At 58.0% G+C, this 13,809-nt stretch carries 13 protein-coding genes; 8 read left to right on the forward strand and 5 right to left on the reverse strand.

The annotated features are described in order from the left end of the window. Nucleotides 1-33 precede the first annotated feature (33 nt). Nucleotides 34-384: a hypothetical protein gene (locus tag A6F69_RS02560; RefSeq protein WP_179946164.1), complete on the forward strand. Its 351-nt coding sequence runs from the start codon at nucleotides 34-36 to the stop codon at nucleotides 382-384. 4 nt (nucleotides 385-388) lie between these two features. On the opposite strand, the gene mnmA is transcribed toward A6F69_RS02560, so the two are convergent. After that, nucleotides 389-1,543, reverse strand: coding sequence for a tRNA 2-thiouridine(34) synthase MnmA (mnmA, locus tag A6F69_RS02565; protein WP_067596992.1), 1,155 nt, complete (start codon nucleotides 1,541-1,543; stop codon nucleotides 389-391). 138 nt (nucleotides 1,544-1,681) lie between these two features. On the opposite strand from mnmA, the gene A6F69_RS02570 reads away from it, so the two are divergent. The 6 genes from A6F69_RS02570 (at nucleotide 1,682) to A6F69_RS02595 (ending at nucleotide 8,913) form a co-directional block, all read left to right on the forward strand. Then, complete coding sequence (locus A6F69_RS02570) at nucleotides 1,682-1,996, forward strand: hypothetical protein (RefSeq protein ID WP_144573519.1); 315 nt, start codon at nucleotides 1,682-1,684, stop codon at nucleotides 1,994-1,996. Then, nucleotides 1,989-2,288, forward strand: coding sequence for a CtrA inhibitor SciP (sciP, locus tag A6F69_RS02575; protein ID WP_067596996.1), 300 nt, complete (start codon nucleotides 1,989-1,991; stop codon nucleotides 2,286-2,288). Before A6F69_RS02570 ends, sciP begins: the two co-directional genes overlap by 8 nt. Before the next feature lie 150 nt (nucleotides 2,289-2,438). After that, on the forward strand, nucleotides 2,439-2,699 hold the full coding sequence (locus tag A6F69_RS02580; RefSeq protein WP_067596998.1) for a GlsB/YeaQ/YmgE family stress response membrane protein: 261 nt from the start codon (nucleotides 2,439-2,441) through the stop codon (nucleotides 2,697-2,699). A gap of 212 nt (nucleotides 2,700-2,911) precedes the next feature. Continuing rightward, the gene (locus A6F69_RS02585) at nucleotides 2,912-4,102 is read left to right on the forward strand and encodes an efflux RND transporter periplasmic adaptor subunit (RefSeq protein WP_067597000.1); all 1,191 of its coding nucleotides are present in this window, start codon (nucleotides 2,912-2,914) and stop codon (nucleotides 4,100-4,102) included. 14 nt (nucleotides 4,103-4,116) lie between these two features. Continuing rightward, nucleotides 4,117-7,590 carry an efflux RND transporter permease subunit gene (locus tag A6F69_RS02590; RefSeq protein WP_067597002.1) on the forward strand — a complete coding sequence of 1,158 codons (3,474 nt, stop codon included), beginning with the start codon at nucleotides 4,117-4,119 and terminating at the stop codon, nucleotides 7,588-7,590. Between the two features lie 30 nt (nucleotides 7,591-7,620). Further along, nucleotides 7,621-8,913: a DUF445 domain-containing protein gene (locus A6F69_RS02595; RefSeq protein WP_083984645.1), complete on the forward strand. Its 1,293-nt coding sequence runs from the start codon at nucleotides 7,621-7,623 to the stop codon at nucleotides 8,911-8,913. Nucleotides 8,914-9,077: 164 nt separating this feature from the next. Here the strand turns inward: A6F69_RS02595 and A6F69_RS02600 are convergent, their stop codons facing one another. From A6F69_RS02600 to A6F69_RS02610, 3 genes are all read right to left on the reverse strand, one after another. Further along, on the reverse strand, nucleotides 9,078-9,698 hold the full coding sequence (locus A6F69_RS02600; RefSeq protein WP_169816536.1) for an energy transducer TonB: 621 nt from the start codon (nucleotides 9,696-9,698) through the stop codon (nucleotides 9,078-9,080). A gap of 336 nt (nucleotides 9,699-10,034) precedes the next feature. Next, entirely contained in the window at nucleotides 10,035-10,964 is a 930-nt protein-coding gene (locus A6F69_RS02605; protein WP_067597006.1) for an electron transfer flavoprotein subunit alpha/FixB family protein, read from the reverse strand. Nucleotides 10,965-10,994: 30 nt separating this feature from the next. Then, entirely contained in the window at nucleotides 10,995-11,747 is a 753-nt protein-coding gene (locus tag A6F69_RS02610; RefSeq protein WP_067597008.1) for an electron transfer flavoprotein subunit beta/FixA family protein, read from the reverse strand. Between the two features lie 201 nt (nucleotides 11,748-11,948). Here A6F69_RS02610 and A6F69_RS02615 point away from each other — a divergent pair, with 201 nt between their 5' ends. Next, on the forward strand, nucleotides 11,949-12,476 hold the full coding sequence (locus tag A6F69_RS02615; RefSeq protein WP_067597010.1) for a DUF6265 family protein: 528 nt from the start codon (nucleotides 11,949-11,951) through the stop codon (nucleotides 12,474-12,476). Nucleotides 12,477-12,546: 70 nt separating this feature from the next. On the opposite strand, the gene sucC is transcribed toward A6F69_RS02615, so the two are convergent. Continuing rightward, nucleotides 12,547-13,746, reverse strand: coding sequence for an ADP-forming succinate--CoA ligase subunit beta (sucC, locus tag A6F69_RS02620; protein WP_067597012.1), 1,200 nt, complete (start codon nucleotides 13,744-13,746; stop codon nucleotides 12,547-12,549). Nucleotides 13,747-13,809: the final 63 nt, after the last annotated feature.

The raw sequence follows: 13,809 nt of genomic DNA on the forward strand, positions 1-13,809 counted from the left end.
GCGCTTCATTCGCGCACAGTATTGGGATTGGCAATGGCAAAATCTTCCGCACGCACAAGCGGCAAATCTTCAAGCCGCGGTTGGCTGGTTCTGCTGGCTATCCTTGCAATGCTTTTGGCCACAGGATGGTATTTCCGACAGCCTGCAGCGGGTTATGCGCAAACCGCTACTGCTTATTCTGCACGCGTCGCTTGCTCGTGCCGGTTTGTCGCTGGGCGCGATCTTGAGGATTGCACCAAGGATAAGCTGGCCGGGATGGAACTGGTCACGCTGGTAGAGGACGTTCAGGCCAAGTCTGTCACAGCGCGCTTCCCGCTGATCGCAGACGACACCGCGTTCTATCGCGAAGGGTATGGTTGCGTATTGGAGAAGTGGGACAGCTGAGTGTCTAAGCCGCGCTGGTAGTGCTCTCTATCCAGCCCCCGCCGACCACACGTTCGCCAGCATAGATTACCGCTGCCTGCCCCGGTGCGACGCCAAACTCTGGTTCAGCGAAACGGATGATTGTGGTCGCGCCATCGCCAAGCGGACCTTCCAGTGTGACAGGAACCGGCTTGGCCAGACTGCGAACCTTGGCCGTCAGCGGAGCATCGGGAATTGGACCGATGCGATTGGTTTCGATCAATTTTGCATCTGACACCGCCAGCATCAGCTTGGGGCCGACCATGACCGCGCGATTCGGCGCATCCAGTCCGACAACATAAAGCGGTTCTGGCTGGCCGCCGATTTCCAGCCCGCGACGCTGGCCAACGGTGTAGTGGATGATCCCCTTGTGCTCACCCAGCGTCTCACCGCTCTGCGCATGGAATATCGGCCCGGGAACACCGCCTTCTGGGCGCATTCTCTTGACGATCTTGGCATAGTCACCGTCTGGGACAAAGCAGATGTCCTGGCTGTCTGGCTTGTTCGCATTGCGCAGCCCAGCCTGCTCGGCAAGTTCGCGAACCTGCGCTTTCGGCAAGCCGCCCAGGGGGAAACGCAAATAGTCAAGCTGGTCCTCGGTCGTTGCATACAGGAAGTACGACTGATCGCGCGCCGGATCTAGCGCGCGGTGCAATTCTGGTCCTGCAGCGCCCATGACGCGGCGAACATAGTGTCCGGTTGCCAGGCAATCCGCGCCCAGCTCGCGCGCCATCTTGAAGAGGTCTGTGAACTTCGGCCCCATGTTGCACCGGATGCAGGGCACTGGTGTGCGCCCCGCCATATATTCATCGGCGAACTGCTCGACCACGTCCTCGCGGAAAGCGCTTTCATGGTCGAAGACATAGTGCGCGATGCCCAAACGGTCGGCGACATTGCGTGCATCGGAAATATCATCGCCCGCGCAGCATGCCCCTTTGCGCCCGGTTGCCGCGCCATAGTCATAGAGCTGCAATGTGATGCCGATCACTTCCGCGCCACTGGCGGCCGCCAAGGCTGCCACAACTGACGAATCGACTCCGCCGGACATCGCCACGACGATGCGGCTTTCGCTTGCCGGTTTGGGCAAATCGAACAAGGCCTCAGGCGTCAGCCCGGCTTCCAGGGTCATAGCAATGCTCATGATCGAGGCGCCCCTTACACGGGGTTTCGCGCCAGTTCCAGAGTTAGTACGCCTGCTGGAAACCGCTTCCTTATTCCTAACACAGGGTAAACTGCGGGTTTACCTGATTTTGACGAGCTCATGTTTATAGCTTTCAACATGATGTTCGATTCACGCATCCCCAGTGCTTCTGCCAATGCTGTTTCGCGGCGTTCGGCATTGCGTGCGTTCGGTTGGCCAGAGCTGACCGCGCGGATCAATGCCGCGCGTGATCTGCGCCATGAGCTTTCCCGGGATTCGAGCTTGATGACGACCAGCTTCATGGATGCAGCGGCAGGCTATTTCGCCAGCGGCACGCAAAGCAAACGGGTCGTTAACCCAAATGCTTTAGAGGCAGGAAAAGCTTGTGATGGCATGGGCATAGCAGCCGAGTGTGATGCGAATGCAAGTGATGCAAGAGAGATAAATGATTGAGAACCAAGATATCAGACCTGCTCAGGTGATCGGCCCCCTTGGAGAGCCGCTGACGCTTGACGACCTGCCGTCGCCCGAAACCAAACGCTGGGTTGTGCGCCGGAAGGCGGAAGTGGTTGCTGCGGTCAATGGCGGGCTGTTGACGATTGATGAGGTTCTCGAACGCTATGGGCTGACTCTTGAAGAGTTTGCTTCCTGGCAGCGGGCGGTTGATCGCTCCGGCATGCAAGGCCTGCGCGTCACTCGTATCCAGCACTATCGCGATCTTTATGAGCGCCAGCTGAAGTACTGATCAAGACTGCCCGACAAAATGAAACACGCGCGCAGCGCGGGAGGCAAATGCCCTTCCGCGCTGCTTTTGCGCAAGTGGACGATGGGCAACCTTGCTTTGATGCCTGATGACAGTCCATAACCCTCTGATCAATTCAGGGAGGAGTGAAAAATGGGTTGGATCGCGACTATCATACTTGGCGGCATCGCCGGCTGGCTTGCCAGCTTGGTCATGAACCGGGATGCGTCGATGGGCATATTCTGGAACATCGTGGTTGGCATCGTTGGCGGCATGATTGGCAGTGGTATCGGCAATGTAACCGGATTTCTGACAACCGATGCTGGCTGGGTCATGTACCTGATCACAGCCACGGTAGGGGCAGTTGTTCTGCTTGGAATCGTGAATATGGTGCAGCGCGGCAAAATGCGCTAAGCTGATCGTACCGCCAAGTGGCTGAAAATGAAGGGCGGGGCGACTTAGGCTGCCCTGTTTTTCATTGCACAGGGGCAAAACCGGGCGCAAAGCCCCTCGTCGTTACACGATGTCGCTGGTCGAGATGCATATTGTCGCGCAGGCGGGACCGATTATTGCATATTGCGCAGGGTGAGTTATCCATGTAACACACTTCGCGCAAAGGGAGCGCCATGAATTACGAATCAAACATCCGGTCCGAAACTGTCGATCAGATCCAATCGGACTATGACCTGTCTGGCCAGACTGAGCGGCCTTCGCGTCTGAAGTGGGTGATAGGGGCCACCGTGTTGATCATCGCGATCCTCGCGGCGGCATATTTCTATTTTTCCAGCGGGAACAGCGGGGCCGTGGGCGCGGGCGATGATCGCTCTCAGGCGCCAAGCGTCACAGTCATCGCTCCGGGCAGAACCGAAGTGGCTGGTTCGCTGGTGGCAACAGGCACTTTGGCCGCCCGGCGCGAGATGCCGGTGGGTGTCGTGGGCGAAGGCGGCCGCGTGGTGTCTGTTCCCGTCGAACAAGGTCAATGGGTGCGTGCAGGCCAGATTCTTGCGTCGATCGACCGCTCTGTGCAATCGCAACAGGCGCGCAGTTCGGCTGCCCAGATCGAGGTTGCACGCGCCGATGCAGAGCTGGCCCAAGCGAACCTTGATCGCTCTTTGCAATTGGTTGAGCGCGGATTTGTTTCACAGGCCGATGTGGATCGCCTCACTGCAACACGCGATGCTGCGGTTGCGCGCGTTAGCGTCGCACAGGCCCAGTATAACGAATTGTTGGCGCGCAACGCGCGTCTCAACATTGTGGCCCCCTCAGATGGCCTTCTGCTTGAGCGCAATGTTGAGCCTGGCCAGACAGTCAGCGCAGGCTCAGGTCCCCTGTTTCGCATCGCCAAAGGCGGCGAGCTGGAATTGAACGCGCAAGTCGGTGACAGCGATCTCGCGCGGTTGTCTGTCGGCCGCGTGGCGCAAGTTCAGCCGGTGGGATCGGACAAGAGTTTTGAAGGCCAGATCTGGCAGATCGCACCATTCATTGACGAGCGCACCCGCCAGGGCACCGTGCGCATCGCATTGCCTTATTCACCCGAATTGCGCCCCGGCGGCTTTGCTACGGCGCAAATCAACAGCGGTGTCGTGAATGCACCCATGTTGCCTGAATCGGCAATTCTGTCTGATGATGAGGGCAGTTTCGTTTACGTGATCGATGAAGAGAAGAAAGCGCGGCGGCGCGGAATCGAGATCGGGATTGTGACCGACAGTGGCATCACGGTAATGTCCGGACTTGATGGTACGGAGCAGGTTGTACTGCGCGCTGGTGGCTTCCTGTCTGATGGCGAAACAGTCTCGCCGCAACTGCAAGAAGACTAGATCGAGGCATTTTCATGAATTTCCGCAATATCTCTGCCTGGTCGATCCGAAACCCCACCATTCCGCTCGTCATATTTGTGTCGATGCTGCTGGCTGGCATGCTTAGCTTTGCGCGCATGGATGTTGTTAACAATCCGGATGTCGAATTTCCCGGGGTCCGGGTGAATATTTCGCAGCCCGGCGCTGCTCCGACTGAGATCGAGAACCAGATTACGCAGCAGGTTGAATCGGCGGTGCGCTCGCTCAACGGCGTGCGCAACATCAGCTCGACGGCTAGTGAAGGCAATTCAGGCACCTTTGTAGAATTCGAAATCGGAACCGATCCGAATGTGGCTGTTGCCGACGTCAAGAACGCAGTCGACACGGTTCGTGGCAGCCTGCCTGACGGTATTCTTGAACCGCGGGTCAGCCGCGTTGACATCGCCGGCGGTTTCCTGGGCATCTATGCCGTTGAAGCCAATGACATGACTATCGAGCAATTGAGCTGGTTCATTGATGACACAGTGGCCAAGCGCTTGCTTGCAATTCCCGGCATGGCTGAAGCCGGCCGTTTTGGCGGTGTGAATCGAGAGATCGAAGTCACGCTGGATCTGCAGAAGATGCAGTCATTGGGCGTGACCGCCAGCCAGATCAATCAGGTGCTGCGCGCAGATAATATCGATGCTGCTGGTGGCATGGCCGAAGTTGGCGGGACACGGCAATCGGTCCGCGTGCTTGGCAATAATGAAAGCGCCTTTGAATTGTCACAGCGCCAGATCCGGCTGGCCAACGGCAGTACGATCAAGCTGTCTGACGTAGCGCGGGTGCGGGACGGCTATTCCGAACGCACGTCGATCAGCAAGGTGCGCGGCAAGGAAGTGGTCAATTTCTATATGTCGCGCGCCAAGGGCGCATCCGACGTCACTGTCTTTGAACAGGCCAAAGAAGTCATAGAGGAAATCCAGGCGGAAAATCCCGATGTTCGGTTCATTCCGCTGTTCAACACCGTCAAATATACCGAAAGCCAGTATCAGAGCTCGATCGCGGCTATGGTCGAAGGCGCGATCCTGGCTGTGATCGTGGTCTTCTTCTTCCTGCGTGACTGGCGGGCAACGATGATTTCCGCTGTTGCCATTCCGTTGTCGGCCATCCCGACCTTCTGGTTCATGGATTTGATCGGGTTCAACCTCAACTTCCTGTCGCTGCTTGCGCTCGGCCTTGTGGCCGGGGTGCTCGTCGACGATGCGATTGTGGAGATCGAGAATATCGTGCGGCATATGCGGATGGGCAAATCGGCCTATCAGGCATCTATCGACGCGGCGGACGAGATCGGATTGCCGGTTGTCGCGACCAGTTTTTGTATTGTTGCAGTCTTCCTGCCAGTTGGCTTGATGCCGGGTGTGACGGGCCAGTTCTTCAAGAACTTTGGCCTCACTGTCGTGATCGCGGTGCTGATGAGCCTGGCGGTCGCGCGTATGATTACGCCGATGCTGGCGGCCTATTTCCTTGAGGCAAAGGGGCATGCCGCGCATGGCGAAGGCAAGTGGATGGACCGTTATATGGACGTCCTGCGCTGGTCGCTTAACCGCGGGAAAATGCATGCGCGGCGCGAGGGGTTGCCGGGGCCAAAGCGCCGTTGGCTCTACGTAATTTCGTTCATCCTGCTTATCCCTGTCCTATTGATCGTTTCAGGCGCGGCAGTCTTCATGTCGTTCGGAGCGATGGATGGGCTGCAGGTTGCACCGACGATCGCTGGTGGCCTGACCCCGGGGGAACATTCTTTCTTCTATGGCTGGATCGAAAAGCCAATTTTGATCCTTCAGCTCGCGATTGCGACCGGGCTTGGGTTCCTCGCGATTCTGGCGGTCTTTGGCGTGCTCAGGCTTGCCACTCGCGCTTTTGGTTCGAGGATGGCCCAAAGCTGGCAGTACCTCTACGCTCGCTTCTTCGATCACCGTGTATGGATGCTGGGCCTTGGGTATTTTTCCTTCCTGCTCACGATCTTGCTGTTCGGGCAGACGCCGTTCCAGTTCAATCCCGAGATTGATGACGAGAATGCGCAGATCGAGATCGAGATGGTGCCCGGCACGACCTTGGAGACGACCGAGCGTGTAACCGAACAGGTTGCTGACCTACTCTATGAACAGCAAGAAGTGTTGCGGGCGCTGGAGCGTGTGAATCAGGGCCAGGCTACAATCTACATCACGTTGAGGGAAGACAGGGAGCGGTCTTCGATCGAATTCCAGCGTCAGATGACGCCGATACTTTCCCAGATCCCCGACGCCCGTGTGCGTTTCCAGAACCAGAACGGTCCGGGCGGCGGCGGCAGCGGGCGTGATCTGACGATCATGTTGGCCGGGTCTGATCCCGTCCTTCTCAACCGCACGGCCGCAAACCTGGTGGAGGAGATGAAGGGTCTTTCATCGATAGTCGCGCCGCGGATCAGCGCCGATATTCCGCGGCCTGAGATTATCATCCGTCCCCGCACCGAACTCTTGTCTGAACTGGGTGTATCTACCATCGCCTTGAGCCAGACGATCCGTATCGCGACAATGGGTGAGATCGAGCAGAACACCGCCAAGTTCTCGCTCTCGGACCGCCAGATTCCGATCCGTGTGCGCTTGCCAGAGGGTGACCGGCGTGACTTGACGACGCTGCAGAACCTGCCTGTGCCAACCAACAGCGGCGCTTCCGTTCCGCTAGGCACGATTGCCGATATCTCATTCGGTGCAGGCCCGACGCGGATCCAGCGCTATAACCAGAACCGCCGCGTGTTTGTTGGAGCTGACTTGGCTGACGGCGTCTTGCGCGGAAACGCGATGGAGCAAATCAACGCACTGCCGACGCTTCAGGACCTGCCGCAAGGTGTGATCCGTGACGCAGTTGGTGAAGACGAACTGCAGCAGGAACTGCTCGACAACTTTACCACCGCGCTGATCGCTGGCGTGTTGCTGGTGTTTGGTGTGCTGGTCCTGCTCTACAAACGATTGATGAGCCCGCTGGTCAATATGACATCGCTGGCGCTTGCTCCTTTGGGAGGTATCTTCCTGGTCTGGGTTGTCGGACAGCCGCTTTCCATGCCGGTGTTGATCGGTACCTTGCTGTTGCTCGGCATCGTCTCCAAAAACTCCATCCTGCTGATCGACTTTGCGATTGAGGAGATGGAAAAGGGCACGCGTAAACTCGATGCGATCATGGAAGCCGGGCACAAACGTGCGCAGCCGATTGTGATGACCACTGTCGCGATGACGGCAGGCATGGTCCCGACTGCCATTTCACTGACCGGCGACGGCGCATGGCGCGCACCCATGGGCACTGTGGTGATTGGCGGCCTGATCCTGTCGACGCTGCTGACGCTGCTGATCGTTCCGGCGGGCTTCAGTCTGGCTGATGGTTTGGAGAAACGCATTGGGCCATGGATGCGCCAACGTTTCCTGACCTATCGTCCGGACGAGCATGGCGAGGGTACCGGCGGCGACGCCGTTCCAGGGGTGCAACCTGCAGAGTAATTTACGAATAGTTGTGCTAGGCGGCTGAACATGGCGACCAGCGCACCTGCTTCATATAAGTTTGGCGGCGAACCGCTGACGGCGGATCGTGCGCGGCGCATGCGCTGGACGGCAACGGGACTGCTGGGCGCGATGGCGGTGATGTTCTTCACCACCCATGGTCTGGTCGGCACGCATCCTGCCTGGGGCTATGTCAACGCCTTCGCCGAAGCAGCGATGGTGGGCGGACTGGCAGACTGGTTTGCGGTCACCGCGCTGTTCCGCCATCCGCTGGGCATCCCGATCCCGCACACCGCCATCATCCCTGAAAACAAAGACCGGATCGCGGACACCATGGCGCAGTTCTTGCGCGAGAATTTCCTCACGCCTGCAGTGGTCGCGCGGCGCATGGCGGGCATGAACATCGCAAAGGCGGTTGGCGAGTTCCTGACCGCGCCGCCTCTGCCCGTACAGGATGGGGACGGCCCATCCCGCCTGACTGGTGGTGTGTCCGAACTGCTCGCCGAAGTGCTTGAATCGCTCGATCCTGACCGATTGGGCAACCAGGTGCGCGCAGGGCTGGGAAATCAGTTTGCCAAGATCGATGTCTCCCCGCTGCTTGGCCGCATGCTCGAAGGTGCGATTGCCGATGGGCGGCACATGCCGCTGATGGATGGATTTATCCGCTGGGCGGGCCTGACGCTGGAAGACAATGAAGACACGATCCGTGACATCATCGAATCGCGCGCCAATGCGGTGATGCGCTGGACCGGGCTGGATGAGCGGATTTCCACCTCCGTGCTCGATGGTCTCTATAAGCTGCTGGCGGAAGTACTGGTCGATCCCGAGCATCCGATCCGTAGCAAGATTGAGGAAGGCCTCGAGAAACTTGCCAGCGATCTTCAGCATGATCCCAAGACGCGCGAGCGGGTCGAAGCGATGAAGCGTGACCTGATCGAAAATCCTGCCGTGGCCGAATGGTGGATGGGCGTGTGGGAGCGTATCCGGCAATCGCTGATCCGCCGGGCGCGCGATCCCGAAAATGCGCTGGGCGAGGAGATGCGCAAGCTGCTGGGTGAGATGGGCAGCGCGCTGCAGCAGGACCAGCGATTGCAGTTGCAGGTTAACCGCCTCGCGCGGCGCACCATGGTGGGTGTCTCCACGCGCTATGGCGGACAGATTGTTCAGCTTGTGTCAGAAACGGTGAAGCGCTGGGATGCGGTTACGATTACGGGCCGGATCGAGAGCGCGGTTGGCCGAGACCTTCAATTCATCCGCATCAACGGCACCATAGTAGGTGGCCTCGTCGGGATGACGCTACACTTTATTGTTGGTTTCATCTGATAACAAACTCGATAGAACTATTGTAATATGAGCTTATTGGCTCTCTGTTCTCGTCAAGTGCGGGCTCAAACTTCGCTTTCTTGATCGTCCTGCCCGATCAACGGTGCTGCCAATGTCGCCAACCAAGCTGCGAACAACAGTATGAAAATTCTTCGCGTTTCTTGTTAGCCCAATTTGTAGATAATGTTAGTCATATAGAAAGAGCGCATTGGTCTCCCCTCTTTGTCGAGCGCGGGCTCGAATTTGGCTTGCTGCATTTCGCGGCACGCCGGAGAATCGAGCGATTTTGCAATAGTTGCCTTTTGCAGCACGCATTCTGAAACCGATCCATCGGTCTCCACTATAACGCGCATGCGGATGACCGCGCTCTCTCCACGCCGCAACGCCTTTGATGGGTAGTTCGCAGCAATCTTCTTCGCCACAGATTCTTCGTTCATCCAGATTGGGCTCCTGGTCATGCTTTCATGAGCGGCACGATCAAGGCCCCATTCGTCGACGAAGTTGAGTGAACACTCGTTGAGGACGGCTATCGCTTCGCCAAGGTTACCAGTTTCGAACACAACAGCACGTTCGCCGTATCGCAAGGTGATAAAGTTTATTGCATTGGCAGCCTCGACGTCCAGACGGGGTAGTGCTTCTGGATCTTTGACTTCTCCAGCGTCTCCCTCGACCTCCGGAGGATCGTAAAATTTCATCTTTGAGTAGATCAAGGAAGAGCCGAAGTCTTCCGTGCTCCCTAACAGCGGGATGATCTCTTTGATCGGATCAAATTCACCGAACTGCACCGAAATCCGATCGGGTCGTCTAAACCTTTCGAATGCATCTCCAATGACTACGAACCCGAATCTTGAACCGGGCCCTCCTTGTTCGATGAAAAGAAGGTGTCTGTTCTCAGGGTCGCCGAAAGCACGTGCGAGCCTACACTTATCCTCGGCGAAATCCACATTCCAGTATGTGCTGGGCTCTAGAACCACATAAGCCTTATGATTGTCCGCCGAGGCTGGCGAATTCAGCCCGATTGTTGCCGCACCCAAGGCTAGCCTGACAGAGAGCATAGAAAAACCTCCAGCAGGCACGATAGCCCGCCGGAGGTTCTTATCAACCCTAAGGTTTTCTGAAGGTTACAGCTTTTCAGTCAGCTCCGGCACTGCCTTGAACAGGTCAGCGACAAGGCCCACGTCCGCCACCTGGAAGATCGGTGCGTCTTCATCCTTGTTAATGGCGATGATGGTCTTGGAATCCTTCATCCCTGCCAAGTGCTGGATCGCACCGGAAATACCGATGGCGATGTAGACTTCGGGGGCCACGATTTTGCCGGTCTGGCCGACCTGGTAGTCGTTCGGCACATAGCCGGCGTCGACCGCAGCGCGCGATGCGCCAATCCCTGCGCCGAGCTTGTCAGCTAGCGGCGTGATGGTTGCTTCGAAAGTTTCCGCATCCTTCAGCGCGCGGCCACCCGACACGATGACTTTCGCGCTAGTCAGTTCGGGACGCTCGCTCTCGGCGATTTCCGCACCAACGAAGCTGGACGTTCCGGCATCACCCGTCCCGCTGACCGCTTCAACGCTGGCCGAGCCGCCGTCAGGCGCGGCCTTGTCAAACGCAGTGCCGCGAACGGTGATTACGAGCTTCGGATCAGAGCTTTCGACCGTTGCAATTGCATTGCCGGCATAGATCGGACGGGTGAAGGTCTTCTCGCCTTCGACCGAAAGGATGTCCGAAATCTGCATCACGTCGAGCAAGGCCGCAACGCGCGGCGCGATGTTCTTGCCGGTAGTGGTTGCCGGCGCGAGGAAAGCGTCATGGCTGTCCATCAGGCCCGCGATCAGCGGAGCGACATTTTCTGCCAGCGCGTGCTCATAGGCCGCATCGTCTGCCACGTGCACGGTGCCAACGCCTGCGATTTTGGCCGCTTCGTCAGCTACGCCAGCGCAGCCTGAGCCAGCGACCAGCAGGTGCACTTCGCCCAGTTTTGCCGCCGCGGTGACCACAGCCAGCGTGGCGTCCTTAACGCTTGAATTGTCGTGTTCGACCCAAACGAGAGTTTTCATGGTTCTGTCTACCTTTCCTGTCCGGGTTTCTTACGCGATGCCGAGCGCTTTGATCTTGGCGACCAGAGCATCAACATCTTCAACCTTCTCACCTGCCTGGCGAACCGGCGGTTCGGAGACATTGGTGGTTGTGAGGCGCGGGGTGATATCCACGCCGTAGTCACCGGGCGCCTTTGTATCGAGCGGCTTCTTCTTCGCCTTCATGATGTTTGGCAGCGAAGCATAGCGTGGTTCGTTGAGGCGCAAGTCAGTGGTGATGATGGCTGGCAGCGAGAGCTTCACAGTCTCGAGACCGCCGTCGATCTCGCGCTTCACAGTCACGCTGTCACCATCCACTTCGACGGTGTTGGCGAAGGTGCCTTGCGGGCGGCCCATCAGCGCCGCGAGCATCTGACCGGTCTGGTTGCTATCATCAGAGATCGACTGCTTGCCCAGCATCACGATGCCGGGGCCTTCTTCCTCTGCGATGGCTTTCAGGATCTTGGCAACAGCCAGCGGCTCTACGTCGACGCCGTCTTCCACTTCGACCAGGATCGCGCGGTCTGCGCCCATAGCGAGCGCGGTACGCAGTGTTTCCTGAGACTTGGCCGGGCCGACAGAGACAGCAATGATCTCTTCCGCCTTGCCCGCTTCCTTGATGCGAATCGCTTCTTCAACCGCGATTTCATCGAAGGGGTTCATGCTCATCTTGACGTTGGCCAGGTCTACGCCTGAACCATCCGCCTTGACGCGCGGCTTCACGTTGTAGTCGATCACCCGTTTGACGGGGACGAGGATTTTCATGGGATTTCCTTCCTCTCAAATAGCGTGGCGCCCACCTAGCTTGCGTTTACGTAAACGTCAAGCGGGGTGGGGTCACGAGAATCTCTCTAGATGCGCGGTATTCACTCGCGCTCACGGCGCGTCAGGTCAAGCGATTCCGCATGATCGCTGGACTAGCCAATTGAGGAGGGATAGCCTTCGGTTGCAGAACAGGAGAGTGTCATGAAACCTGCAAAACATCTGCTGGCTGCTTGCGCCGCGCTCATCATGGCGGCGCCTTTGGCGAGTGAAGAGCCGGTGATGGAAACGCGGGTTGGCGAGCAGGGTTTTGTGTCTCCGCCCGCGACAATCGACCAGCTGGACTGGCTCGTCGGCCAATGGGCAGGTGAAGGCATTCAAGGGGCACCAGCGATGGAGAGCTGGCTACCTCCGATTGGCGGTACGATGGTGGGCACCTTCGTGCAGGAGACCCCCGATGGTGGGATCATGTTCTCTGAGCACCTGTACATTTTGCCTCAGGACGGCAGCCTTGCGCTGAAGCTGAAGCATTTCAACGCTGACCTGACCGGTTGGGAAGAGAAAGATGACATGCTCACCTTCCGCTTGGTCGCAATCGAGCCTTGTGCGGCTTATTTCAATGCGTTGACGCTGCGATGTGCAGATCCGGACAGTCCGGGCGAAGGGTTGGTTGCTGCTGTGCGGATGCAATCCGGCGGGGAGCTGAGTTTCCGGTTCTCAGCGATCGATTGAGACCGGCCAAGCAAAAAGCCCCGCCAGCGAATGCCGGCAGGGCCTTTCAACTGCTTCGCGCAATCGGTGCTTAGGCCGCCTGCTTCACCTCAGCGACGATCTTCTTCGCGGCATCGCCCAGATCATCGGCCGGAACGATAGGCAGGCCGGAATTAGCGAGGATTTCTTTGCCTTTCTCGACGTTGGTACCCTCAAGGCGAACCACCAGCGGCACGCTGAGATCGACTTCCTTGGCTGCGATCACAATGCCTTCTGCAATCGTGTCACAGCGCATGATGCCGCCAAAGATGTTGACCAGAATGCCTTCAACCGCGGGGTCTTTCAGGATGATCTTGAATGCTGCGGTTACCTTCTCAGTGGTGGCACCGCCCCCCACGTCCAGGAAGTTCGCCGGGAATGCACCGTTCAGCTTGATGATGTCCATCGTTGCCATGGCGAGCCCCGCGCCATTGACCATGCAGCCGATGTTGCCGTCCAACTTGATGTAGGCGAGGTCATACTCGCTCGCTTCGACTTCGGCTGGGTCTTCCTCGGTAACGTCCCGAAGTGCTTCGACGTCCTTGTGACGGAACAGCGCATTGCCATCGAAGCTCATCTTGGTGTCGAGAACCAGCAATTGGCCGTCATCTGTTTCAACCAGCGGGTTGATCTCCAGCATCTCGCAATCGAGGTCCATGAACGCGGTGTATAGCTGTTTGGTCAGCTTCTGCGCTTGCTTGTTGAGGTCACCCGTCAGCTTCAGAGCGAACGCAGCCGCGCGGCCATGATGCGGCATGAAGCCTTGGGCCGGATCGATAGTGATCGTGGTGATTTTTTCAGGCGTCGAATGCGCGACTTCTTCGATGTCCATGCCGCCTTCGGTTGAAACGATCATCGCCACGCGGCCTGATGCGCGGTCAACCAGCATCGACAGGTAATATTCCTTTGCAATATCGACTCCGTCGGTGACATAGAGACGGTTCACCTGCTTGCCAGCATCGCCCGTCTGGATCGTCACCAGTGTGTTGCCGAGCATCTCCTTGGCATGCGATTCGACTTCCTCGATGCTCTTTGCCAGGCGAACACCGCCGCCGGCGTCCGGCCCCAGTTCTGCGAACTTACCCTTGCCGCGCCCACCGGCGTGGATCTGCGCCTTCACGACGTACAGCGGCCCGGGCAGTTTCTTCGCGCCCTGGACAGCCTCTTCGACTGTCAGAGCAGCGTGACCGGCCGGAATGCCGATGCCATATTTCGCTAGAAGTTCTTTTGCCTGGTATTCGTGGATATTCATGGGGAGGCCGTTTCCTTTGTGAGTGGCTTTCCGTTGGAATTGTGCGCGAGACGCATAAGCATG

The organism is Altererythrobacter ishigakiensis (assembly GCF_001663155.1).
GTDB classification, from domain to species: Bacteria; Pseudomonadota; Alphaproteobacteria; order Sphingomonadales; family Sphingomonadaceae; genus Erythrobacter; species Erythrobacter ishigakiensis.